General features: G+C 68.0%; 26 protein-coding genes and 1 pseudogene. 13 read left to right on the forward strand and 14 right to left on the reverse strand.

Translation table 11 applies throughout. The features are described 5' to 3' along the window. The coding region (locus NQU54_RS44200; protein WP_257635950.1) for an LLM class flavin-dependent oxidoreductase at nt 1–562 on the reverse strand (562 nt) is incomplete at its 3' end. A gap of 466 nt (nt 563–1,028) precedes the next feature. Next, nucleotides 1,029–1,199, reverse strand: a pseudogene (locus NQU54_RS50410) (TetR family transcriptional regulator); the annotation flags it as partial. A 96-nt stretch (nt 1,200–1,295) separates the two neighbouring features. Here NQU54_RS50410 and NQU54_RS44210 point away from each other — a divergent pair. The 4 genes from NQU54_RS44210 (at nt 1,296) to NQU54_RS44225 (ending at nt 2,996) form a co-directional block, all read left to right on the forward strand. Further along, nucleotides 1,296–1,778, forward strand: a complete 483-nt coding sequence (locus tag NQU54_RS44210; RefSeq protein ID WP_257635952.1) for an amidohydrolase family protein — start codon at nt 1,296–1,298, stop codon at nt 1,776–1,778. Nucleotides 1,779–1,952: 174 nt separating this feature from the next. After that, the gene (locus tag NQU54_RS44215; RefSeq protein ID WP_257635953.1) at nt 1,953–2,102 is read left to right on the forward strand and encodes a hypothetical protein; all 150 of its coding nucleotides are present in this window, start codon (nt 1,953–1,955) and stop codon (nt 2,100–2,102) included. Next, on the forward strand, nt 2,095–2,595 hold the full coding sequence (locus NQU54_RS44220) for a flavin reductase family protein (RefSeq protein WP_257635954.1): 501 nt from the start codon (nt 2,095–2,097) through the stop codon (nt 2,593–2,595). The genes NQU54_RS44215 and NQU54_RS44220 overlap by 8 nt, the downstream gene beginning before the upstream one ends. A gap of 62 nt (nt 2,596–2,657) precedes the next feature. Further along, complete coding sequence (locus NQU54_RS44225) at nt 2,658–2,996, forward strand: VOC family protein (RefSeq protein ID WP_257635955.1); 339 nt, start codon at nt 2,658–2,660, stop codon at nt 2,994–2,996. 284 nt (nt 2,997–3,280) lie between these two features. Here the strand turns inward: NQU54_RS44225 and NQU54_RS44230 are convergent, their stop codons facing one another. Both NQU54_RS44230 and NQU54_RS44235 read right to left on the reverse strand, forming a co-directional pair. Then, complete coding sequence (locus tag NQU54_RS44230; protein ID WP_197710443.1) at nt 3,281–3,829, reverse strand: TetR/AcrR family transcriptional regulator; 549 nt, start codon at nt 3,827–3,829, stop codon at nt 3,281–3,283. A gap of 68 nt (nt 3,830–3,897) precedes the next feature. Then, nucleotides 3,898–4,665, reverse strand: coding sequence for a creatininase family protein (locus tag NQU54_RS44235; RefSeq protein ID WP_257635956.1), 768 nt, complete (start codon nt 4,663–4,665; stop codon nt 3,898–3,900). A 143-nt stretch (nt 4,666–4,808) separates the two neighbouring features. Between NQU54_RS44235 and NQU54_RS44240 the strand changes: the two genes are divergently transcribed. From NQU54_RS44240 to NQU54_RS44260, 5 genes are read left to right on the forward strand one after another with little or no spacing between them, the layout of a single operon-like run. Next, nucleotides 4,809–5,990 (forward strand): LLM class flavin-dependent oxidoreductase, encoded by a 1,182-nt coding sequence (locus NQU54_RS44240; RefSeq protein WP_257635957.1) that lies wholly within the window; start codon nt 4,809–4,811, stop codon nt 5,988–5,990. Then, nucleotides 5,987–6,805: an enoyl-CoA hydratase/isomerase family protein gene (locus NQU54_RS44245; protein ID WP_257635958.1), complete on the forward strand. Its 819-nt coding sequence runs from the start codon at nt 5,987–5,989 to the stop codon at nt 6,803–6,805. The genes NQU54_RS44240 and NQU54_RS44245 overlap by 4 nt, the downstream gene beginning before the upstream one ends. Nucleotides 6,806–6,817: 12 nt before the next feature. Beyond that, nucleotides 6,818–7,597 carry an enoyl-CoA hydratase/isomerase family protein gene (locus NQU54_RS44250; RefSeq protein ID WP_257635959.1) on the forward strand — a complete coding sequence of 260 codons (780 nt, stop codon included), beginning with the start codon at nt 6,818–6,820 and terminating at the stop codon, nt 7,595–7,597. Beyond that, nucleotides 7,590–8,090: a flavin reductase family protein gene (locus NQU54_RS44255; RefSeq protein WP_257635960.1), complete on the forward strand. Its 501-nt coding sequence runs from the start codon at nt 7,590–7,592 to the stop codon at nt 8,088–8,090. The genes NQU54_RS44250 and NQU54_RS44255 overlap by 8 nt, the downstream gene beginning before the upstream one ends. A gap of 46 nt (nt 8,091–8,136) precedes the next feature. After that, nucleotides 8,137–9,966, forward strand: a complete 1,830-nt coding sequence (locus NQU54_RS44260; protein WP_257635961.1) for an AMP-dependent synthetase/ligase — start codon at nt 8,137–8,139, stop codon at nt 9,964–9,966. 178 nt (nt 9,967–10,144) lie between these two features. Here the strand turns inward: NQU54_RS44260 and NQU54_RS44265 are convergent, their stop codons facing one another. Next, nucleotides 10,145–10,513, reverse strand: a complete 369-nt coding sequence (locus NQU54_RS44265) for a VOC family protein (protein ID WP_257635962.1) — start codon at nt 10,511–10,513, stop codon at nt 10,145–10,147. Nucleotides 10,514–10,578: 65 nt separating this feature from the next. On the opposite strand from NQU54_RS44265, the gene NQU54_RS44270 reads away from it, so the two are divergent. Next, nucleotides 10,579–11,040: a MarR family winged helix-turn-helix transcriptional regulator gene (locus NQU54_RS44270; protein ID WP_257635963.1), complete on the forward strand. Its 462-nt coding sequence runs from the start codon at nt 10,579–10,581 to the stop codon at nt 11,038–11,040. Nucleotides 11,041–11,052: 12 nt separating this feature from the next. Here NQU54_RS44270 and NQU54_RS44275 read toward each other — a convergent pair whose 3' ends face one another. Further along, entirely contained in the window at nt 11,053–11,769 is a 717-nt protein-coding gene (locus NQU54_RS44275; protein ID WP_372506403.1) for an SDR family oxidoreductase, read from the reverse strand. A 346-nt stretch (nt 11,770–12,115) separates the two neighbouring features. On the opposite strand from NQU54_RS44275, the gene NQU54_RS44285 reads away from it, so the two are divergent. After that, on the forward strand, nt 12,116–12,754 hold the full coding sequence (locus NQU54_RS44285) for an Lrp/AsnC family transcriptional regulator (RefSeq protein WP_257635980.1): 639 nt from the start codon (nt 12,116–12,118) through the stop codon (nt 12,752–12,754). Nucleotides 12,755–12,812: 58 nt separating this feature from the next. On the opposite strand, the gene NQU54_RS44290 is transcribed toward NQU54_RS44285, so the two are convergent. Then, a complete protein-coding gene (locus tag NQU54_RS44290; protein ID WP_306279718.1) occupies nt 12,813–13,418 on the reverse strand; it encodes a TetR/AcrR family transcriptional regulator in 606 nt (201 codons plus the stop codon). A 102-nt stretch (nt 13,419–13,520) separates the two neighbouring features. Here NQU54_RS44290 and NQU54_RS44295 point away from each other — a divergent pair, with 102 nt between their 5' ends. After that, the gene (locus NQU54_RS44295) at nt 13,521–13,931 is read left to right on the forward strand and encodes an SDR family oxidoreductase (RefSeq protein WP_257635966.1); all 411 of its coding nucleotides are present in this window, start codon (nt 13,521–13,523) and stop codon (nt 13,929–13,931) included. On the opposite strand, the gene NQU54_RS44300 is transcribed toward NQU54_RS44295, so the two are convergent. Continuing rightward, nucleotides 13,880–14,266 carry an MmyB family transcriptional regulator gene (locus NQU54_RS44300; protein WP_257635967.1) on the reverse strand — a complete coding sequence of 129 codons (387 nt, stop codon included), beginning with the start codon at nt 14,264–14,266 and terminating at the stop codon, nt 13,880–13,882. The two genes, NQU54_RS44295 and NQU54_RS44300, sit on opposite strands and share 52 nt — an antisense overlap. Nucleotides 14,267–14,589: 323 nt before the next feature. Then, nucleotides 14,590–16,122, reverse strand: a complete 1,533-nt coding sequence (locus tag NQU54_RS44305; RefSeq protein ID WP_257635968.1) for a monooxygenase — start codon at nt 16,120–16,122, stop codon at nt 14,590–14,592. 62 nt (nt 16,123–16,184) lie between these two features. On the opposite strand from NQU54_RS44305, the gene NQU54_RS44310 reads away from it, so the two are divergent. Beyond that, nucleotides 16,185–16,871, forward strand: a complete 687-nt coding sequence (locus NQU54_RS44310) for a TetR/AcrR family transcriptional regulator (protein ID WP_257635969.1) — start codon at nt 16,185–16,187, stop codon at nt 16,869–16,871. A 98-nt stretch (nt 16,872–16,969) separates the two neighbouring features. Here NQU54_RS44310 and mgrA read toward each other — a convergent pair whose 3' ends face one another. The 5 genes from mgrA to NQU54_RS44335 all read right to left on the reverse strand — a co-directional run bounded on the left by mgrA (nt 16,970) and on the right by NQU54_RS44335 (nt 22,980). After that, on the reverse strand, nt 16,970–18,016 hold the full coding sequence (gene mgrA / locus NQU54_RS44315) for an L-glyceraldehyde 3-phosphate reductase (RefSeq protein ID WP_102934047.1): 1,047 nt from the start codon (nt 18,014–18,016) through the stop codon (nt 16,970–16,972). A gap of 214 nt (nt 18,017–18,230) precedes the next feature. Then, the gene (locus NQU54_RS44320; protein WP_257635970.1) at nt 18,231–18,809 is read right to left on the reverse strand and encodes a LysR family transcriptional regulator; all 579 of its coding nucleotides are present in this window, start codon (nt 18,807–18,809) and stop codon (nt 18,231–18,233) included. A gap of 193 nt (nt 18,810–19,002) precedes the next feature. Next, on the reverse strand, nt 19,003–19,512 hold the full coding sequence (locus tag NQU54_RS44325; RefSeq protein ID WP_257635971.1) for an ATP:cob(I)alamin adenosyltransferase: 510 nt from the start codon (nt 19,510–19,512) through the stop codon (nt 19,003–19,005). A 2-nt stretch (nt 19,513–19,514) separates the two neighbouring features. Then, nucleotides 19,515–21,197 (reverse strand): L-lactate permease, encoded by a 1,683-nt coding sequence (locus NQU54_RS44330; protein WP_257635972.1) that lies wholly within the window; start codon nt 21,195–21,197, stop codon nt 19,515–19,517. Between the two features lie 58 nt (nt 21,198–21,255). After that, a complete protein-coding gene (locus tag NQU54_RS44335; protein ID WP_257635973.1) occupies nt 21,256–22,980 on the reverse strand; it encodes a methylmalonyl-CoA mutase family protein in 1,725 nt (574 codons plus the stop codon). Between the last annotated feature and the right edge of the window lie 14 nt (nt 22,981–22,994).

Raw genomic sequence — 22,994 nt, forward strand, 5'->3', positions numbered from 1 at the left:
TGGCTGCGGTTTCGACGGAGCTGGGGCTGCCGGCGGCGGCCGAGATGGGCGGGTAGGGGGTTTGGAGGGGTTTGGGGACGAGGCTGCGGGGCGGGATCTTGTAGTGCTCGCCCACGTAGGAGAACACGTCGTCGAGGAAGGCGCGGCGGATGAGTTCGACGCCTTCGCGCCACTGGGCCTTGTTTTCGGAGGGGTCGACTTCGAAGGCGCGCAGGGCGAGTGTGGTGTTGCCGCGGCCGGTGCCGAGTTCGATGCGGCCGTTGGAGAGGATGTCCTCGGTGGCGACGCGTTCCGCGACGCGCAGGGCGTGGTTGATTCGGGTCGGCAGCAGCGTTACGAGGTGGATGAAGCGGATCCGGCTGGTGAGGGCCATCAGGTAGGGGTAGAGCACCTCGGGAGCGGAGACCGAGGCCGTGCCCAGGGCGACGTGCTGTTCGGAGCTGCCGAAGGCGTCGAAGCCGACGCGTTCGGCGAGCAGTACTTCCTCGATCAGTTCCCGGTAGCGGTGCTCGTGTGTGAGTCCGACCGGGGTGTCTCCCTCGGTCATGAGGATGAAGTCCATACCGCCCCTTCCACCGAATGTTATTCGGCGATAACGTAGGACGTAGCTCAACCCAGGTCAAGGCCCCAAGAGAGGGCGAAAGCGTTATCTGTCGATAACAACGAGGTCCGACGGGCGCGGCGCGGCGAGAGCACGCCGATCCATACGGCGCCCTTGATCGTGGCCCGCGGTGAGCGGCAGGAGCGCGGGCTTCCATCGCCTGGACCGCGGCTGCGGAATCGGCCTTGCGGAACAGCGATTGCCACCAAGCCGACGATCATGGACTTGAGGCCGGTCGCAGGGCGCGGTTATACGGACAGCCGCTGGAGCCATTCCGTCAGAAGTTGCTGTTCGGCCCGACTGAGGCCCTTCTGGCCGGGCAATGCCGCGCACAGGGCACGGGCGGCGCCGCCCGGCCCCGGTTCCTCCACAGCCGGTTCCCGGGTGGTGATGGTGGTGACCATCGATTCGCGCAGGGCGACGAGGAGGCCGTCGGCTTCAGTCCGGCGGCGTCGGCGACCGCCCGGGTGGTGACCGCGTCGCGACCCCCGCTCTCCAGCAGGCCGGCCGCCGCCTCGATGATCCGGCGGCGCGTCCGCTCCCGCGCGGCGGTGCCGGGCTCCGCGGCGCGCCGGGTGAGGGTCGGTTCAACAGGCATGGATCGACGATAGCGCCATCGGGACAGCACTGGTATCGCCGTTATCCGCTTCACGTTGGCATCGATGACGCCTACTACTCCAACCTCCCCGAGCCCATGGGCCCGGTGCTGGCCGGCGCCGGGCTCGGCTGGTACTACGACCTCGGCGTCCAGTACCTGCGCATGATCTTCTCGGGGGTTTTCGACCGGTTCCCCGACCTGCGGGTGATCGCCGGGCACTGGGGCGAGGTCGTGATGTTCTACCTCGACCACACCGGCTACTTCGGTGAGGCAGGCGGTCTGCGGCAGCCCCTGGCGGACTACTTCAAGCAGAACTTCTGGGTTGCCGGCAGTGGCACCAACAGCCCCCGTTACCTGCGCTGGACCGCCGAGGTGATGGGCACCGACCGGATGCTGTACTCCACCGACTACCCCTTCACCTACGGCTTCCGCCCCGGCGGCTTCCCCTACGTCGACACCAGCAACGGTGAAGCCCGCTCCTTCCTGGAGAACTCGCCCTTCACCGACGAGCAGAAGGCCGACATCGGCCACCGCAACTGGGAACGCCTCACCGCCCACGCCAAGCGCCCGACGGCCTGAAACGCCACCCACAGCGGCCGGCCGGAACGCCACCGCGCGCTCCGGCCACCTTCCTCAGTTATCGCACGCTAACGGCTCCGCCCCCTCATCCAGGGCCTTGACCGCGCCCAAGCAAAGCCATATGTTATTCGTCAATAACATTCGAGTGGAAGGGCCGGTATGGATGTCATCGTCATGGCTGAGGGGAACACCCCGACCAGGCTCGCGCGTGAACGTACTGACAGGTGGTCCGACGAGAAGCAGCCCGGCGCCGCCCTCGCCAACGCGCGCATCGTCTACCACGCCCCTGTCGCCCGAGCCGCCCGCGAGGTGTGGAATGGCTGATCAGGTCCAAGGGCTGGACGCGGCTGCCTTCCGTTCGGCGTTGGCCCGCTTCCCTGCCGGCGTGACGATCGTGACGACCCGAAGTGCCGCGGGCACGCTGCATGGGTTCACCGCGAGTTCCTTCGCGGCGCTGTCGCTCGATCCACCACTTGTTCTCGTTTGCCTGGACCAAGGAGCGGACTGCTTCCCGGCCTTCATAGCGGCTGAGCAGTTCGTCGTGAACATCGCGACGCCCGCGCATGCGAAGTTGGCCATGAGGTTCGCCACGAAGGGCGAGGACAAGTTCGCACACGGGAGCTTCGAGTCCGATGAGGGCGGTCATCCGATACTGCCCGACGCCGCAGCGGTCGTCCGCTGCGAGCTGGAGCAGGCCGTACCCGGCGGCGACCACGTAATCCTCATCGGTCGCGTGCACGACGTGCGCGTAGGCAGCGGCAAGCCGGTGATGTGGTACCGCGGTGATTTCCTCCACCTCGGGCAGAGCGTTACATGAAGGACATCGAACCCGGCTCGTCAGCTCTGGGTCCGGTGAGTGAATCCGTGGAGACCGACCCCGTGAAGATCGGGAACGTGCTGCACCCGGTGGCCGATATCGACGCCGCCGTGCGTTTCTACACCGAAACCTTCGGCCTGGCCACGAAGTTCGTCGACGGCGACCGCTATGCCGCCCTCGACGCCGGCAGCACCACGTTGGCCCTGACCGGCCCGGCCGAGGACGTCACCGATGGGGTGCCCGCGGCGTCGTTCAAGGTCCCCGACGTGGCCTCAGCGCTCACCGCCCTCGTACAGGGCGGCGGATCCGTAGTCCGGGAACCCGAGCAGGGCCCGCACGAGGTCCGGGCCGTGGCGCGGGACCCATGGGACAACACCGTAGTGATCTACGGGATGCGGTAGCGGTCAGCTGCACCCGGCTCTGCGGAAGAGCCGCCACGACGCCACCCGCGTGCCGGCTGCCGACTTGGTGCACGGTCGGCATGCGGGCTGATTCGCCGCGGTTGTGGTATCCGCAGGCTCGACGATCTCCTGCCCCGGGCGGCTTCCGCACAGCGTTGTCGTCCTCCGCGGCGCGGCGGATCCTTCGGCATCCGGCCGGTCTGCCCAGGGCCAGGCGGTCAAGGACATCACAGCCTGGATCAGGTCAGCGGCTACGAGCCGCGCCCTTGAAGGCGGCTCCTCTTTCAGACCGCGTCCGCGGGGATGAGTAGCGCGTTGATCGCGGCGGTGCGGATGGTCGTCGCGACGATGTCGGGATCGAGGCCGCTGTTGAACTGGGGTACCGCGTTGATCATCGAGAAGACGGCGTGGGTGAGGATGCGGGTCTGCGCGTCTGACAGGTCGGGCCGCAGCCGGGAGACCAGTCCGCTCCACTCTTCGGCGTAGAGGCGCATCATGCGTCGCATGCGGTGGCGTTCGTCCTCGGGGACGTTGTGTTCGTTCTTCAGGAACACCAGCGTGGACGGAACGTTCTGGAGACTGCGTTTGACGTGGTAATCGATCATCTCCTCGAGTGCCTTGCGTGGATCCGTCACCTCTGCCGCCGTCTCGCGGGCATGAACCAGCAGTTCGTTCAGCGGATCCTCGAGCACGGCGATCAGCAACGCCTGCTTGCTCGGGAAGTGCCGGTAGAGCGCGGGGCCGGTCACACCGGCACGCGCGCCGATCATCTCAGTGGTGACCGCATCGAAGGCACGCTCGTTGAACAACTCTCCGGCGACCTTGATCAGCACCTGCCGACGGGTGGCACGGGGAGACGCGGTACGGGGGGTAGGTGAGCTCGACACGCATGAAGTCTAGTCTAGGTGAGCGGCCGATAACGTGCCTTTGCGTGTTCCGCGAGCAGCTCCGCCACCGCGGTCAGACAGGCGAAGCCGAGCTCAGACGACATGCCGCGCGGATCACCGAGCACCCCGCTGGGTGCGACTGCCTTGACACCGTCAGTGAATACACGGGCCAGCAACGCGTCATCCATGGACCCGGTGAAACCTGCGGCGGCGCGATCGTTCCTCACCGCGTCCGGCCGCACGGCTAGCATGATCGAACTTTCGGCGATGTCGGCATGGCCTCCGACGTGGTCGGCGAGGCCGGCGACGCGTTGAGCAGCATCGCGCCACGCGCGGAGGACTGCTGCCGAGTCCGCGAACGCGATGACGTCCAGGCCGGAGGGAAGCCGCGCGGCGAGCTTCGGCTCGATGTCGCTGAGCACCGGGTAGTTGCCGATATGCGCCGAGAAGATCAGCACCCGGCGGAAGCCGTGCGCGGCAAGGCTCGCGCAGCAGTCGGCGCAGATCGCCTCGAGCGTCTCGGCCCGCAGCGAGAGCGTTCCGGCGAAGCCGAGGTGGTGCGACGAGCAGCCGATCCGCACCGTCGGTAGCACGAGCGCGTCGCCAAGCCGCTCGGCGACAAGGACACCCAGTCGATCGGCGTGGTCACTGTCGACCGACATCGGCAGGTGCGCGCCGTGCTGCTCCGTGGCGCCCAGCGGCAGGACCGCCGTACGCCTACCGCTCGCGATGGCGCTCGCGATGTCAGGCGAGGTCAAACGCTCAATCCGCAACTCGCTCATGTGTGGTCACTCCTCCTAGAGGCCCGCAGTCCAGACCCGCACACGTTAATCGTAACTAACACCCGTCACCTCTCTCGGGGCCTTGACCTGGGTTGAGCTACGTCCTACGTTATCGCCGAATAACATTCGGCGGAAGGGACGGTATGGACTTCATCCTCATGACCGAGGGAGACACCCCGGTCGGACTCACACACGAGCACCGCTACCGGGAACTGATCGAGGAAGTACTGCTCGCCGAACGCGTCGGCTTCGACGCCTTCGGCAGCTCCGAACAGCACGTCGCCCTGGGCACGGCCTCGGTCTCGGCTCCGGAGGTGCTCTATCCCTACCTGATGGCCCTCACGAGCCGGATCCGCTTCATCCACCTCGTGACGCTGCTGCCGACCCGGATGAACCACGCACTACGCGTGGCCGAACGCGTCGCCACCGAGGACATCCTGTCCAACGGCCGCATCGAACTGGGCACCGGCCGCGGCAACACCACACTCGCCCTGCGCGCCTTCGAAGTCGACCCCTCCGAAAACAAGGCCCAGTGGCGAGAAGGCGTCGAACTCATCCGCCGCGCCTTCCTCGACGACGTGTTCTCCTACGTGGGCGAGCACTACAAGATCCCGCCCCGCAGCCTCGTCCCCAAACCCCTACAGGGCCCCTACCCGCCCATCTCAGCCGCCGCCGGCAGCCCCAGCTCCGTCGAGACCGCAGCCACCATGGGCATCGGCGCCATCATGGGCGGCCTCTACCTCGGCTACGACCTCGTCGAAAACATGATCAAGCTCTACGACAAGACCCTCGCCGCCACCGAACACCCCCACCCGATCACCCCGCGCAAGATGGTCGCCGTCGCCGGCGGCATGCACTGCGCCGAAACCACCACACAGGCCCGCACCGAAGCCAAACCCCTCTTCGACATGGCCAAACTCTCCACCGACGCCTACGAACGCCTCTCCAAACTGTCGAAGGACTACGCCTACATGGGCGCAGTCAAAGACATCGACTTCAACAACGAGGAGTACATGTTCGAACACTCCCAGGGCTTCATGGTCGGCGACCCCGACCACTGCATCCAACACGTCCAGCGATACGCCGACATGGGCGTCGACGCACTCGTCCTACGCGTCGACAGCCTCCCCCACGACCAGCTCATGCGCTCCATCGAACTCTTCGGCAAATACGTCATCCCCCACTTCAAAAACCCCCGCAACGTCGTCCGCCCGGCCGACCACGTACTCGCCGACATCCGAACCGCACGCCCCGCCCACCAAGAAGCACTCCGCCAATACCACACCCAGCACAACCCCACACACCACAAGGAGACCAGCCGATGACCGACCTCTACAACCACGGCACCGGCGACGTCCTCACCGAACGCCACGACAACGGCATCCTCCTGATCACGATCAATCGACCCGACCGGTACAACGCGCTCACCCTGCCGATGTTCGAGGAGATGAACCAGATCTGGGCCGACGTCGAGCGCGACGAACAGACCCGGGTCGTCGTCATCACCGGGGCCGGCAAAGCCTTCTGTACCGGGATGGACGTCGCTCAGCCCGATCCCACGCCCGAGGAAGCGCTCGCGATGCTGGAGACCGAGCGCAAGCGGGTCGCGACGATGTTGCGCATCGAGAAGCCGGTCATCTCCGCGATCAACGGCCCCGCGGTCGGCTACGGGCTGTCGACCGCGCTTCTCGCCGACATCAGCATCGCCGCGGACGACGCGGTGCTGATGGAGGGCCACACCAAGGTCGGTGTGACCGCCGGCGACCACGCCGCACTCATCTGGCCGTTGCTTGTCGGCATGGCCAAGACCAAGTACTACGTGCTCACCTCCGAGAAGCTGACGGGCGCCGAGGCCGAGCGGATCGGGCTCGTGAGCCTGTCCGTCCCCCGCGAGCAGGTGCTGCCCCGCGCCCTCGAGGTCGCGTCCCAGCTGGCCCGCGGTTCCCAGCAGGCGCTCCGTTTCACCAAGCGCGCGCTCAACGCCTGGCTCACCAACGCGGTGCCCCAGCACGAGCTGTCCGCGGCACTCGAGATCCTCGACTTCGCCGGTGCCGACTACGCCGAAGCACGCCAGGCATTCCGGGAGAAGCGCCCCGTGGACTTCCCCTCCGCTCGCACCGTTGGCGGACCGGCGAACTGAGGGAAGACGAGCATGAGCCTTGCCTCGCACAACGCAGCGCCCAGCGCTGTGCACGCGTCCGACGAAGCGGACGGCGTGGTTGTACTCACTCTGAACCACCCGCCGGCGAACGCGCTCAGCAACGCGCTCGTCAGCGAGCTGACAACGACGCTGGAAACCCTTGCCGGCGGCCCTGGCACCCCCGCGGTGGTCTTGACGGGAGCTGGTGAGCGCTTCTTCTGCGCGGGTGGCGACATCAAGGAAGCCATCGACCTCGACGCCGATTCGATGGTCGAGCGGATGGCGTCGTTTCACGCGCTGCTCTGCGCTCTGGAGGACTTCGCCCGGCCGCTGGTGTGTGCGGTCAACGGCTGGTGCGTCGGTGGTGGCATCGAAATGGCACTGTTCGCCGACATGGTGTACGCGTCGACCGAGGCGCGTTTCGTCTTCCCCGAGATCAACCACGGGATGCTGCCGGCCGTGAAGGGGATCACTCGAGTGCGCGGGGTCCTGGGCGACCGCGCGGCCCGGCGCCTCCTGCTGGGCGGAGAGCCCTTCGACGCGTTCGACGCGGAGACGGTGGGCATCGTCGACCAGGTGGTCGAGCAGGACGACCTGCTCACGATCGCGATGGCGGACGCGCGGGCGGCGGCGGCGAAACCACCTGCCGTGTTCGCGGCGCTGAAACGGGCCCTTCACTCAGGGACGTCCAGCTGGCCGGTCGAAGAGCAGCTCCGGGTCACGGTTGCCGACGCGCGCACGGTCTTCAACGACCCCGCCGCCCGAGCTGCCCGCGAGGGATTCCATGGTTGATCAATTTCAAGGGCTGGATTCGGCCGCCTTCCGCTCGGCGTTGGCCCGCTTCCCTTCAGGCGTGACGATCGTGACGACGCGAAGCGCGTCAGGCACGCTGCACGGGTTCACCGCGAGTTCCTTCGCGGCGCTGTCACTCGATCCACCGCTCGTTCTGGTGTGCCTGGACCGAGGAGCGGACTGCGCTCCCGTCTTCATGGCGGCCGAGCGGTTCATCGTCAACATCGTGACACCGGCACATGCCGAGTTGGCGATCAAGTTCGCGACAAAGGGCGAGAACAAGTTCGCGTACGGAGCCTTCGAATTCGATGAGACGGGTCATCCGCTGCTGCCCGATGCGGCGGCGGTCATCCGTTGTGAACTGGAGCAAGCCGTACCCGGCGGAGATCACGTGATTCTCATCGGCCGTGTACACGACGCGCGGACGGGCAGCGGCGAGCCGGTGACGTGGTACCGAGGTGACTTCCTGCACCTCGGGGAGAGTGCCGCATGAATCTCATCGGGCCCGGACTTGTCGGCTCTGGAAGAGAGGCCGTGTCATGGATCTGACCAATTTCGAGCCAACCCGGACGCTACCGGGGCTGCTGCTCGACCGCGCGGACAGGGAACCCGACGCCGTCGCGCTGCGTCACTGGCGTGATGGGGCTATGCAGGCGATCACGTGGCGGACGTACCGGGATCGCGTGCAAGATCTCGCGCTCGGCCTTGTCGCACAAGGTGTGCAGCACGGCGATCGCGTCGCGGTGATGAGCGGCGCACGCCCGGAGTGGGTGTTCGCCGCGCTGGCCGTGCAGAGCGTCGGCGGTGTCGTGATCGGCGTCTATCCGACCAACTCACCCGCCGAGATCGAGCAGCTCCTCGTACACAGCGAGGCCGTCGGCTTCATCGGCGAGACGACGACGGAGCTCATCAAGGTGGCGGAGGTCGCGGCACACACACCGAGGCTGCGGCTCGTGGTCGGAATCGACGCCACTCCGCCGGAGCTGCCCGAGGTGATCAAAAGGACAACGTGGGAAGCGCTGTGCGAAGGAGGAACACAGTACGCCGACGACAGCGCCGATCCGCTGTCCGAGTTGGTCACCGGCGGATCCCTCGACGATGCCGCCGTGCTGTTTTACACGTCGGGATCCACGGGAGTTCCGAAGGGCGTCACACACTCGCACCGCACGCTTCAGCACTCGGTTCAGACCTTCGTCGGCCTCTACCCGCGGATCCTCAGCCATGAGCACGATGTCGTGGGCTTCCTGCCGTTGGCCCACGTGGCACCGGCCGTGGTGTCGGTGTTCGCGCCGCTGCTCGCACGGCTGGTGGTCACGTACTGCCGCATGGGTGACTACGAAGATGTGTTGCGCTCGGTGCGGCCGACGGCAGTGCTCTGGCCGCCGCGGTTCTACGAGAAGATCGCCGGCGAACTGATCGCACAGACGGAGACCTGGCCGCGACTTCGTCGCTACGCCTATGACGCCGCCATGTGGGCCGGCCGCAGGGTAGCCGAACGCCGCTGGTCCCATCGCCGGCCCTCGGTACTGCTGCGGATCGCGTACGCCGCCGCACTGCGCGGAGTGTTCCTGCCACTGCGGGCAACCGTCGGAATGGATCGCATCCGGGTCGCCTACACCGCGTCTGCCGCGATGCCCGAAAGCGTCATCGCGATTTGGCAGATCTGGGGGCTCGATCTTCGCGAGAACTACGGTCTCACCGAGACCGCCGGGTGTCCCATCGCTCATTTCGACCAGCCGTTCCCTCGTCCGGGCTTCATCGGCAGGGAATTCCCGGACCCACGATTCCAGGTGAAAGTCGCGGACGATGGCGAAATGCTGCTCCGCGCGCCGCTGCTCTTCGACGGATACTGGCGCAACCCGGCGGAGACCGAGGCTGTTTTCGAGGATGGTTGGTTCCGCACCGGTGACCTGATGGAGCGCACACCCCACGGCGACATCCGGCTCATCGGCCGGAAGAAGGACGTGATCATCACCCGCGGCGGCAAAACGATCAATCCTCAGCCCATCGAAACCCGGTTGAAGGAGAGCTCGCTGATCAACGAAGCGATCGTCGTCGGCGACGCCCGCAAGTACCTCACCGTCCTGCTCGAGCCGAGCACAACCGCGGACGCCCGGTCGGCAGAGGCGCTGGCCGAACGCCTGCGAGCGGAGGTCGCACGGGTCAACGCGGACCTCGCGCGCGTAGAGCAGTTGAAGGACTTTCGCGTTCTGCCACGGTCCCTGGAAATCGAGCGCGGCGAGCGGACCGCGAACGGCAAGATCAAGCGCAATGCCGTCGTGAGATCGTTCGCAGCGCTGATCGACGACATGTACGGCGCGAACGACGACGCGGCGATCGCGAACCACCTGCGCTCAAGGCCGAAGTAGGCGGTTGATCGCGTGAAGATCGCGTGAGCTGAGGTCGGTCCGCAGACGTGGGAGGAGGGCGTCCAAGCCTGATGTGTGAACGAAGAACTGAACACCCTCCAGCGGTGTCCCCTCCCCGCCGCGGGCGAGCCCCGAGCCGAGGTCGTAGCCTGCCGAGCCGGAGGCCAGGCCGCCCGGCTCAGCCGCGGTCGTGGAGGGTCACCTGGTAACCGTCGGGGTCCGCGAACGTGAAAGTGCGGCCGAACGGCCCGTCGATGGGCGCTGAGACGATCGTCGTGCCGGCGGCGGCGAGGGCGTCGTGGATGTCCTGCGCGTCGGGGGCGTGCAGCCACAGCGCCATCCCCTGGCCCGGCTGCGCGATCGCGTCCAGGTCGACGCCCGGGACGACGTCGCGGACGGCGAACGCGATCGGCTTGGTGTCGAACACGACAGCGTGCGGCGGTCCTGCGTCAGAGCGCTTCAGCCCCAGGTACCGCTCGTAGAAAGCGGCAGAGCGCTCCAGGTCGCGCACCTGTAGTGAAATGAAGTCGGGTCCGGTAACGGCCACGATTCTTACCTCCTCATAGGCATGTCAGCCTTCTGACATGCCACAATGTATGTCAGACTACTGACATGAGTCAAGGCGAGCCCGGAATCGAGCTGGACACATCGGTCGGCTACACACTGAAGGCGGCCGCGAGTGCTCTGCACTCCGCCCTGGAGGCCGTGCTGAGTCCGCTCGGCATGACGATCACCCACTACTCCTGCCTGGAGCTGCTGGCCCAGCGACCGGGTCTGTCGAACTCCGAGCTTGCCCGCGGCACCTTCGTCACCCGGCAGTCGATGAATGTGCTCCTGAAGGCCCTCGAACGCCAGGGACTCGTCATCCGCCCAGCACGGGCACCCGTGGGCAGGGCCCTGCCCACCGAGCTGACCGCCCGCGGGCGCCGCCAGCTCGAGGTGGCCAGCGCCGCGGTTCGCCGCGTCGAGCAAGACATGCTGGCCAATCTGGATGCCAACGAACAAGATCAGATGCGGCGCCTGCTCACCACGTGCATCGCCTCACTGACCGAACCGCCCGCATCGGCGACGTAACCGCTCCGGAATTTACGGCTTTGCCGAGAAGTCAATACCGTACAAGGATGCCGCGTTGGCCGACGAGAACTGCTCGCGTTCCGCGTCTGTCGAGAAGTGATTCAGGAAGGAATCGATTTCTTCTCTGGTTGGCCGTTGGAACGGGTAGTCGGTCGAGAAGATCAACCGGTCGACCGAGGTGACGGACAGGGCGTGCCGCAGGAGTGCCGGATTGAGCATGCCGGAGGTAGTGATATGGAAGTTCGACCGGACGTAGTCCGATACGGATCGCTCCAGTCCGGCAATACGGGAAAGGCTCTCAACTCTGTCGAGCCAGAAGAGCAGCATCTCCCCCCAGTGGCCGAGCACAACTCGAAGGTCGGGGGCGGACACCAGGTCTTCGAGCGCCTCGATGACGCGCATCGGGCTGAGAGCGTTAGTGATCATCACCTCGACGAAATCGTCTGTTGCCACCTTGCCGATGGGTATCTGCTCACTGTTCGTGGTGCCGGCGTTGACGAAGAGCAGGTCGAGCCGGCGTTCCGCAAGACGCTCGTGCAGGGGCGCGAGGTGGTCGGGCTCGTTGATGTCGAGATGCTCGATGATGACGCGGCCCTCGGCCCGGTCGGCGAGATCGTGCAGGGGCGTTCGCACAGAGGCGTCGCGGACCGTGCCGATGACGTTCCAGCCTCGGTCGAGGAATTCAGCGGCCATCGCGTGGCCGAGGCCGCGCGAGGCCCCGACGATCATTCGTGCACTACAGGTCGCCCCGAGAGCCCCCTTCGCCTCGATAGCAGCCGCGCTCGGCCTCACCGAAGGCACCATCAACCGCCGATATCGGCGCCTGCATGCCGACGGCGTCATCCGCGTCGTCGGTGTGGTCAACCCGGGAGCGTTGGGACAAAGCAGATGGCTGGTACGACTACGCTGCCGGCCCGGGAGCGTCGCGGCGATCGCGGGCGCACTCGCCAAGCGAGACGATGTCAACTGGGTAGCTCTGGGCGCAGCGGGCTCCGAAGTCACATGCGCGACCCAGTCACGGGATCAAGCGCAGCGGGAAGAACTGCTCGGCCAACGGCTTCCGCGCACCGCTGCGGTGCTCGACATCAGTGCCTTCGCCATGCTCCGCCAATTCATGGGAGGCCGCGGCCACTACTGGGCCGCGCTCCACGGCGCGCTATCCCCGGAGCAGGAAGCCATGCTCGGGGGTGACGGCCCCCCGTTCACGGAGTCTCCGGTCGTCACCGACGGCCCCGTTCGCCTCACCGCCGAAGACGAGAAGATTCTCGACGCGCTCGCCGCAGACGGTCGGGCCAGTCTCGTCGACCTCGCCACAGCGGCGGGCTCCACACCGGGCCGCGTATCCCGCCGACTCCGCGTTCTGCTTCAGGAACGCGTCGTCCACATCGACGTCGAGATCGCCCCAGCAGCTTTGGGCTATCACGCGCGGGCCAACCTGTGGCTGCGAGTGCATCCGTCAGAGGTGAAGAATGTCGGACGCTCGCTGGCACGGGAACCCGAGATCGCTTTCGCGGCGGCCATCTCCGGCCCCTACAACGTCCATGCCGTCGCCCACTGCCGAGACCTCGACGAACTCTTCGAATTCACATCGGATCGCATCGGGGCCCTGCCTGGCTTGCAGAGTATGGAAGTCTCACCTGTCCTACGGCACGTCAAGCAAGCAGGCACGCTGCTGTCCGGCGATCGCCTCGCCGGGCCCACCGCTCAAGCGTGACGTTCACCCGGTGCGAAGAACAAGCGCGGGGCGCCCCGCTACGACGTCGGCAAGCCTGTCAAAGGCCCCGAGGTGGCCAGTTGTGGAGGGCGGCGTCTGCGACCCGTCGGAGTTCCTCGCGGGTGGCGCCCGTGGCCGCCTGGACTGCGATGCCGTTCGCCATGGTCATGAGGTAGTGGGCGAGGGTGTCCGGGTCGGTGCCCGCGGGCAGGTCGTCTTCGTCGATGGCTCGTTGGAAGCGGTCGCGAAGGTGTGCTCGGTTGTCGTTGCGCCACGCGGCGAGCGCGTTGCCGGCGCTTTGTCCGAGGTGGCCTGCGGCCAGGAAGCCCTGGACGCCGAGGCATCCGGCCGGACGGTCGGCCTGGGTGGAGGCGTGGATGGAGCCGGCGAGGTAGGCGGTGGCCACCGCCCGGGCGGTGGGCTCGTGCAGTGCGCGGGCGCTGTAGGAGGCAGGACCCTCGGCGTAACGTTCCAAGGCCTTTCGGAAGAGGTCCTCCTTGTTGCCGAAGGCCGCGTACATGCTGGTCTTGGTGATTCCCATGGCGCGGGTCAGGTCGGTGAGGCTGACGCCGTCGTAGCCGTGTTCCCAGAAGACGACCATGGCCCGCTGTAGGGCTTCATCGGTGTCGAACCCTCGCGGTCGGCCGATCGGTGCCCTGCGCATAGCTTCCACGCCCCGCATCATACCTCTTCTGTACCGAGTGGACCGGAAGTGCTACGGCCTCTTTCTGTTCCGATCGGAACAGAAATAGGGAGAGGCCACGTCATGGGAACACTCGAAGGCAAGACGGCTGTCGTCACGGGCGGCGGAACGCGGGGGATCGGCCGGGCCACGGCCGCACGGCTGGCGGCCGAGGGGGCGCACGTGTTCATCACCGGCCGGCGTGAGGCCGAGCTGAAGGAGGCGGTCGAGTCCATCGGCTCCACGGTCACCGCGGTGCCGGGTGACATCACGGACACGGCCTCGCCCGGGCCGATCGACACCTCCGGCATCACCGAACTCGTCGGCGAGGAGAACTCAGCGGCTTTCAAGACGAAACTCGGCGCCGAGGTCGCGATCGGCCGGATCGGGCGCCCGGAGGAGGTCGCCGCTGCGGTGGCTTTCCTCGCCTCCGCGGACAGCAGCTACATGATGGGCGCCAACGTGTACGTCGACGGGGGCGAGAACCAGATCTGATGCGCATCCGCTGTCCGCGGGCCAGAACTCGATGTCGCCGGGGAGTCCGACTGCCTGGTGGTTGCGTTGCTCGGCGGCATCCTCCCGGGGAACATCGCCGCCTCGGCCTGGTCGAGGAATACGTCTTTGAGCCGGTTGCGGCCTGGTGCCAGACGGGGGGAGAACGCGGTGGCCAGCGGGTTGGCGGCCAGTACGTCGAGGCAGCGGCTCTCGACGAACGCCGGCATGTCCAAGTTCTGGATCAATCGGGCAGTGCTGGGCAACACGTTCTGGTGACCGGAGGCTCGGGCTTCATCGGCGGGCATGTCGTCCTCGATGCGCTCACCCAGGGGCATCAGGTGCGGACCACCATCCGGTCGCTGGACCGTGAGACCGCCGTCCGCGCGTCCATCACCGGTCGTGCCAGGCCACGTCGAGGACGAGGAGGAGGTCATCGTCCCCGCCCGCGAAGGTGCGCTGCGCGTGCTGCGGGCCCGCCAGCGACGCCGGTGTGAGGCGTGGTGATCACCTCGGCGTTCCACGCGGTCGCCTGGGGACATCGGCACGACGACCTGAGCGCCGCGCCGAGATTGCGGGCGATCTGTGCCGCCTGGCCACGTGGTCCGACCGGCTGTCCCCCGCCGTCCGAGGCGGCCTGACCGGACAGTTGGGGTCACGGTCACCGCGTCGCCATCCCTCGCGTTGTACCGGCCCAGGCGGCGAGGGCGGTGGCCCGCTCGGCGCGCCGGGCGTCCGGCTCAGTGGTACGAGTGGCCCAGGCGATGTGCCCGTCGGGGCGGACAAGCACCTCGGTGACCCCGTCCAGTTCCGGATGGCCGTCGTGCCGGGCGACGGTGGCGGCGGTGACCCGCGAGTCCCATCCGGCGTCGACGGTCTGCCCCAAGCCGGCGTCTCCGGCGAGGCCGAGGAGGACGAAGTGGCCCCGGGAGAACAGCTCGTAGGCCCGTGTCGCCGTCGACGAGGCGTCGATGAGTCCGATGTCGGGCATCCGTCGGCCCACCAACGGGTGGGCGGCGTGGGCGTCGCTGGCCGAGTAGCTGGTGTCGAGTGCGGAAACCTGGCCGGCGATCCGGCGATTGACCTCCGGCATGCCCAGCAGTTCGTCCAGCAGGCCGCGCAGGGCGGCGGTGGGGCGGCTGTACTGCGGGACGAGCGTCAACTCCGCGAGCAGGGTCTGCACCTCGGTGTTCTCGGTGACGGCTCGCCCGACCGGCCGGCGCTCGGCGTCGTAGCCGTCCAGCAGACCGGGCGGCGCCCAGCCGTTTATCTCGGCGGCCAGTTTCCACCCCAGGTTCATGGCGTCCTGGAGACCGGTGTTCAGCCCTTGGCCGGCCGCGGGGAAATGGATGTGGGCGGCGTCGCCCGCCAGGAGCACGCGCCCGCGCCGGTAGCTGTCCGCGAGACGGGTGGCGTTGCCGAAGCGCGACAGCCACCGCGATTCGGCGACCCCGAGGTCGGAGCCGCAGATCCGGGTCAGCGACGTACGGAATTCCCCCAAGGACACGGGCACACCGCTCGGGGTACGCATCCGCTCCGGATCCAGATACACCAGGCGGGTCAGTCCGCCGTCCAAGGGTGCCACCAGCACACCGCGCGCCCGCGCCCGGTCGAGCGCGGTCGGATCGGCGTCGACCACCGCGAAGTCCCCGAGTACGCCGGTCAAGGTCTCGTCCGCGCCCGGGAAGGCGATACCGGCGGCCTCGCGCACCCCGCTGCGACCGCCGTCGCACCCGACGACATACCGCGCGTGCAGGGTCTCCGCGCGGCCGCCCGGTCCGCGGACCTGCACCTCGACGCCGTCCGTATCCTGGCGGAGACCGGTGCTCTCATAGCCGCGGGCGATCTCCACCCCCAGCTCCAACGCCCGGTCCTGGAGCAGGAATTCGGTACGCGCCTGGGGGAGGAACAGGGTGTAGCCGTGGCGGCTGTCGAGCGCGGCGAAATCGAGCCGGGTGTCCAGGCCCGCGAAGTGCCAGCCCGGCACCGTACGGCCGAGCGCGAGGAATCGGGGCGCGAGACCGCGCAGGTCCATCAGTTCCACACTGCGCGGATGCAGGGTCAGCGCACGGGAGTCTCGCTGCGGCTCGGTGCGCCGCTCGATGATCCGCGTGCGGACGCCTGCCAGCGCCAGCTCGCAGGCGAGCATCAGGCCGGTCGGTCCGGCACCGACGACGATCACGTCGGCATGCATAGGCGGGGCCCTCCATTTAGTGAACAACGTTCACGAGAACGCTGTTCACTATAGTGCGGCCCATGAGTTCCACGTCAAGTCCCGGCCGAGGCCGGCCCGCCCGGCTGGACCGGTCGAGCACCGTCGACACCGCCCTGCAACTGCTGGACTCCCTCGGCCTCGACGACCTGACCATGCGCCGCCTGGCCGACTCCCTGGGTGTGCAGGCCGGGGCGCTGTACCGCCACTTCGCCACCAAGCAGGACCTGCTGACCGCGATGGCCGAACGGATGCTGGCCGACATCTCCGCACCCCGCGAGAACAGCGACTGGGATGAGCGCCTGGCCGACCTCGCCCGAGCGATGCGCACGGCCCTGCTCACCCACCGCGACGGCGCTCGCGTATTCGCCGGTACGCACTCGACGGGGGCGCACACCCTGCGCTTCTCCGAAACCGTGACCGGCGTGCTGCGCGAGGCGGGCTTCGCCGATGAGGACGCGGCCCGCGCCCTGATGGCGGTGGCCAACTTCACGGTCGGTCACACCCTGGAGGAACAGGCCGCCCTCCGGCCCGGCGACGAAGCGGACGCGGACCCCGAACGCCTGCGCCAGGCCGTGGCATCCGGGCCGTTCCCGCACCTCGTCGCCGCCTTGCCCACCCTCACCGGCACCGACTTCACGGCCCACTTCGAATTCGGCCTGCACCTGCTCATCCAGGGTCTACGGGCGCTCAGCGAATCCGGCAGGCGGCGGGGCCCAGGGGGCGCCTGACCATGACGCGAGAAAGTCCCCGGCGAGCGTCGCACCGCCGTCACTGCGGCAGCGCGGCGCGGCACCGGGGCTGAGTACTTCGCCGACGATGGACAGGTTCAGCCGAGGCCGCCGGTGCGGGCCCGCTGCCACAGATCGACGCTGTCCCGCACCGTCGCCTGCTTGTCGATGGCGGCGAGCTCGTCGTCGGTGAAGGAGAGGTTGCCCAGTGCCGCGACGTTCTGCTCCAACTGCTCGACGCGGGAGGCACCGATGACCAGGGAGGTGACGCGATCGTCGCGCAGTGCCCAGGCGAGCGCCATTTGGGCCAGCGTCTGCCCCCGCTGGGAGGCGATGTCGTTGAGCGCGCGCAGCCGCTGGAGGGTGTCCGCGTTGAGCCAGTCGCTGTCGAAGGACTTGTCCTGGGTGGCGCGCGAGCCGTCGGGGACACCGTTGAGGTAGCGATCGGTGAGCAGGCCCTGCGCGAGCGCGGTGAACCCGATGACACCGAAGCCTTCCTCGGCCGCGGCGTCCAGCAGGCCCTCGGTCTCGATCCAACGGTTGAGCATGTTGTAGGAGGGCTGGTGGATCAGCAGCGGAGTGCCCAGGTCACGGAGGATGGCCGCAGCGCGCCGGGAGCGTTCCGCGTCATAAGAGGATATACCGACGTAGAGGGCCTTGCCTTGTCGCACCGCGGTGTCCAGCGCCGTCATGGTCTCCTCCAGCGGGGTGGAGGCGTCGAGGCGGTGCGAGTAGAAGATGTCGACGTACTCCAGACCCATGCGCTTCAGGGACTGGTCGAGGGAGGCGAGTACGTACTTGCGGGAGCCACCGCCCTGCCCGTAGGGGCCCGGCCACATGTCCCATCCGGCCTTGGTGGACACGACGAGCTCGTCCCGATACGGGCTCAGGTCCCGCTTGAGGATCTTGCCGAAGTTGATTTCGGCCGCACCGTAGGGCGGGCCGTAGTTGTTGGCCAGGTCGTGGTGGGTGATGCCGAGGTCGAAGGCCCGCAACGCGATCTGCCGCTGGCTCTCGAACGGCATGTCGTCGCCGAAGTTGTGCCAGTAGCCCAGCGAGAGGGCGGGGAGGTCGAGCCCGGAGCGTCCAGTGCGGCGGTAGTGCATCGAGCCCTCGTAGCGGGAGGGGTCTGCGACGTAATTCATGATGTTCTCCGTGTCACGGTGGCAGAAGGGACGCTCCGCCGAAGCGGGCTCTTGGCGTCCTCCATGGTGCGCGGGTTTGATTCAGCAGTCCAACAGGAGCTTGTCATTGCACTGAGAAGCACCGCTTCTTAATCCCGGAGGGGTCCTGCCTCTTCGGCGGTGAGCTCGAGGAACACTGCTACGTGCGGTGAGGCGACGAGTGCGGGGCGCGTCGCTATCGCGCAGAGAGCAGCACCAGACCCTGTTGAGACAGCTGGATCCAGTGCAGGTCGTCACCGCGCCGGGAGGACTCCGGCCGTGCGACGAAGGCGATGTCCAGCTGCTCCTCGCGCAGCTGGCGCAGAAGAAAGGCGCTGCCCGCCTGTGTGAAGGCGATGTCGATGCCGGGCTCCCGGCGCTTGAACCTCTCCAGCAGCGCCGGCGGGTCGATGACGCCGAGGCACTGCTCGGCACCGAGCCGCAAGAATCCCTGCAACCCCGCCGTGGTGGCCGCGACGGCATCACGGCCGGCCGTGGCCAGCCTCAGCATCTCCCGCGCCTTGGGCAGGAGCGCCATGCCCGCCCGCGACAGTTGCACGCTGCGCGTGGTGCGGTGAAAGAGAGAGGATCCCAGCTCGCGCTCCAGACTGCGGATCGCCGCGGAGAGACCGGACTGTGACACCTGCGACCGCTCCGCGGCACGCGTGAAGCTACTCTCCTCAGCGACTGCGACGAAGTATTCGATCTGACGAAGTTCCACACCGACATTGTCGCCCGAGCGCACACCGACCGGGCCGAAGTCGGGGTGGGCCACGAGGGCGGGCGGCAGCGCACGGTTGCGACGAGGGCGAGCGAGCTCGCCTTGCCATGCGGGCTCAGTTGCCCCGGGTAGTCTTCGATCGACGGGCGGAATCGGCCACTGACCCGGGCATCGGTCACACAACACGGCTGCCCTGATCGAGCCCGGGATCAGCCAACGCCCACCTGCCCCGAGATTCTCGTCGACGCTATGCCGGACGGGCCCTGGGCGGTCGGTCCCCGCACGCCCCCATCGCCAGGTTTCCGGGGTCTTCCCGGTCCACTCGCAAGGCCACGGCCGACAGCAGTGCGGCCAGGGCGCTCAGATAGGCGGCGGCCGAGGACGGCACGCGTTCCGGTTCCGTGGCTGCGAGGATCCGCACCGAGCGCTCCGCGCGCCGGGTGACGGCCCGGGCAAGGCGCAGCAGGCCCGCGGCATCGTTCCTGCCGGCCAGGACGTGGCTGCCGGGCGGAGCAGGGGCCGACGGGGCGTACTGCTGCCGCGCGCTCTCGAGGCGTCGGTGAGCTGCCGGGTTCAGCCGGGTCGACCGCGGGTCGGCGAGGTCGGCGGCGAGGTCGAGGAGGTCCCGCTGGACGGTGCCCAGCAGGGTGTCGTGTTCGGCTTCCATCGAGTTGGTGGAGATGGCCGCGCCGATGGCGGCGTTGGCCTCCTCCACATCGCCGCAGGCGGTCAGGCGGGCGAGGGGCGGGTCGGTCATCGTCAGGGCACCATCCAGGAGAGCAGGGGCGTGGATTGCAGGTAGACGAGCACGCAGAGGAAGGGGACGAAGACCGCCGTGGCGGCCAGTACGCGGCGGAACAGTTCGCCCTCCCGGCCGGCGAGCCCGACGGCGGCGGCGCCGATGGCCAGGTTCTGGGGGCTGATCATCTTGCCGAGTACGCCGCCGGAGGTGTTCGCGGCGGCGGTGAGCACGGGCGCGTGCCCGGAGCCTTCGGCCGCACTCACCTGTAGGGCGCCGAACAGCGAGTTGGATGAGGTGTCCGAGCCGGTGACCGCGGTGCCGAACCAGCCCAGCACCGGTGACAGGAGCGGGAACAGACTCCCGGCACGGGCCAGGAGGGCGCCCATCGTGGCCGTCTGCCCGGAGGCGTTCATGACGTACGCCAGTGCCAGCACCGCGGTCACGGTCACCGCGGCCGTGCGTAGCTGGCGCAGCGTATGCCCGTAAGCCGTGGCTGCCTGCCGCATCGGGACGCGCAGCACCACCGCCGTGACCAGGCCGGCGACAAGCAGCACGGTGCCACCGCCCGCCAGCCAGTCGAACTTGAACTGGACGAGCGCGAGCGGTTTCCCGTCGGGCGAGGCGATGTGCGGGCCGGGCCAGGCGAAGAACGCGGTGGTCCGGGCGAGCGCGTCCCTGACCGCGGACACGGACACCACCGAGAACAGCGCGATGATGACCGCGTACGGGGCGAAGGCGCGGACTACTTCGGTTCGGGTGTCCGGCTGCTGTGGCGGGGCCTCGGTTCGGACGGCGGTGCCGAGCCCGGCGCTCTCGCCGCCTCCGTCCCCGTCCGTGCCCGTGGAATCATCCGCCAGGTGTGGTGTGGCCTCCTGGGACGTGCCCTCACGTGGCCGCCACACTCGCAGAAGCAACAGCACGGCCCCCGCCGAGACCAAGGCGGCGGCGACGTCCGTGAGCTCCATGGGCCCGTGGTTGGCCATGAGGTACTGCACGGCCGCGAAGCTCACGCCGCAGGTCAGCGCCGCCGGCCACGCCTCGCGCACCCCGCGTCGGCCGTCGAGGACGACCAAGAGCGCCAGTGGCACGAAGAGGGCGAGCACCGGGACTTGGCGGCCGGTCATCGCACTCAGGTCGCCGAGCGGTAGCCCGGTCACCCGGGCCAGGGTGATGACGGGCAGGCCGACGGCACCATAGGCCACCGGCGCGGTGTTGGCGATGAGGGCGACCGTCGCCGCCTTGAGGGGAGGCAGTCCGACGGCGATCAGCATGACGGAGCAGATGGCGACGGGCGTGCCGAACCCGGCCAGCGCCTCCAGCAGCGCGCCGAAGGAGAAGGCGATGATGATGCCCTGCGCCCGCTGGTCGTCGCTGACCCTGGCGAAAGCGCGGCGCGCCACGTCGAAGTGGCCCGAGGTGACGGCCATCCGGTAGATCCAGATGGCGTTGACCACGATCCACATGGCCGGGAAGAGCCCGAACGCGGCGCCCTCCAGAGCCGAGTTGAACGCCTGCCCGGCCGGCATCCCGTACATCACGACGGCCACGAGGAGCGTCAGCGACAGCCCGAACAGGGCGGCCAGCCAGGCGCGCATGCGTACGACGCCGAGCAGGGTGAAGAGAGCGAGCAGCGGTATGGCGGCCACCAGGGCGGACCATCCGGGACTCGAGCCGACTGGGTCGATCAGTTGCTGGTACATGGGACCCTCCCGGTTCCTCGACGCTGAGGACGGTCGGTGTGGGGACCTGGCTTGCGCGTCAGAAGACGGGGGTTTCGGTGTATGAGCCGAAGACCTCGCGCAGCGCTCCGGTGATCTCCCCCATGGACAGATGTGCCTTGACCGCCTCGATGGTGGCGGGCATCAGGTTGGCGCTGTCGTCCTTGGCGACGGCGAGCAGCTGTTCCAGGGCCGCGGTCGCGCGGTCGGGGGCGCGGTCGGCGCGGATCTGCTCGAGCCGGGCGATCTGCCGGGCCTCGGACGCGGGGTCGAGCTGATGTGTCTCGATCTTCTCGGGTTCGCCCTCGTCGATGTACTTGTTCACGCCGACGACAGGACGGTCCCCGTTTGCCTTGCGCCGGGCGAAGTCGTAGGCGGTATCGGAGATCTCCCGCTGGAAGAAGCCCTGTTCAATGGCGGCCTCCACCCCTCCCAGCTCCTCGATCTTCCGCATGTGGTCATCGATACCGCGCTCCAGCTCGCAGGTGAGGTTCTCGACGTAGTACGAGCCCCCGAGCGGGTCGATGACGCTGGTCACCCCGGTCTCGTCGGCGAGGATCTGCTGGGTGCGCAGGGCGATCTTCATCGCCTGTTCGCTGGGGATGGTGTACGCCTCGTCGAGGCCGTTGGTATGCAGTGACTGGGCTCCGCCGAGCACGGCGGAGAGCGCTTGCAAGGCGGTGCGGATGATGTTGTTCATCGGCTGCGGTTTGGTGAGCGTGGCGGCGGCCGTCTGTGCGTGGAAGCGCAGCCGCATCGACTCGGGGCTCCGGGCACCGAAGTGCTCGCGCATCATCTTGGCGTAGTAGCGGCGCACGGCACGGAACTTGGCCACTTCCTCGAAGATGTCGGCCTGGCTGACGAAGAAGAAGGACAGCCGGGGTGCGAAAGCGTCCACGTCCACACCGGTGGCGACCACGTCCTCGACGTATGCCTTGGTGATCGCCATGGTGAAGGCGATCTCCTGCTGGGCGTTCGCCCCTGCCTCGCTGATGTGGTAGCCGCTGATGTTGACCGGGTTGTAGCGGGCCATGTGCTGCGAGCAGTAGACGATGGTGTCGCGCACGATGCGCATGCTCGGGCGGACCGGAAAGATCCACTCCTTCTGGGCCACGTACTCCTTCAGGATGTCGTTCTGGATGGTGCCGGAGAGCTTGTTCAGGTCGTAGCCGCGCCGCTCGGCCACCGCTACGTACATCGCCAGCAGGATCCACGCCGACGGGTTGATGGTCATCGAGACGCTGATGTCCTCGAGGTTGATGCTCTCGAAGAGCGCTTCCATATCGGGCAGTACGTCGATGGCCACGCCCTCGCGGCCGACCTCGCCGAGGCTCATCGCGTCGTCGCTGTCCAGGCCCATCAGGGTGGGCATGTCGAAGTCGACGGACAGACCGGTCTGACCCTGGGCGATGAGGTAGCGGAAGCGCTGGTTGGTCTCCTCGGCCTGCCCGAAGCCGGCGATCTGCCGCATGGTCCAGGTGCGGCCCCGGTACATGGTGGGGTACGGGCCGCGGGTGAACGGATAGCGTCCGGGCAGGCCGATGTCGGACCAGTCGGCCGGCAGGTCGGCCGGGGTGTAGACGCGCCTGACCGGCAGTCCGCTTCCCGAGAGATAGCTTTCCCTGGTCTCCGGTCGGCGCGCGGTGAAGGCGGCCAGCTCGGTCCGCTCCCAGTCGGCGAGCTCGTCGGTGACGGCACGGGCGAGCGCGTCGGTGGTCAGGCGGGCGATGCCCCTCTCCGATCGGCGGGTGTTGTCGTCAGCCACGTGCTGCTCCTCGT

The organism is Streptomyces malaysiensis subsp. samsunensis (genome assembly GCF_024519315.1).
In the GTDB taxonomy this organism is placed as follows: Bacteria; Actinomycetota; Actinomycetes; order Streptomycetales; family Streptomycetaceae; genus Streptomyces; species Streptomyces malaysiensis.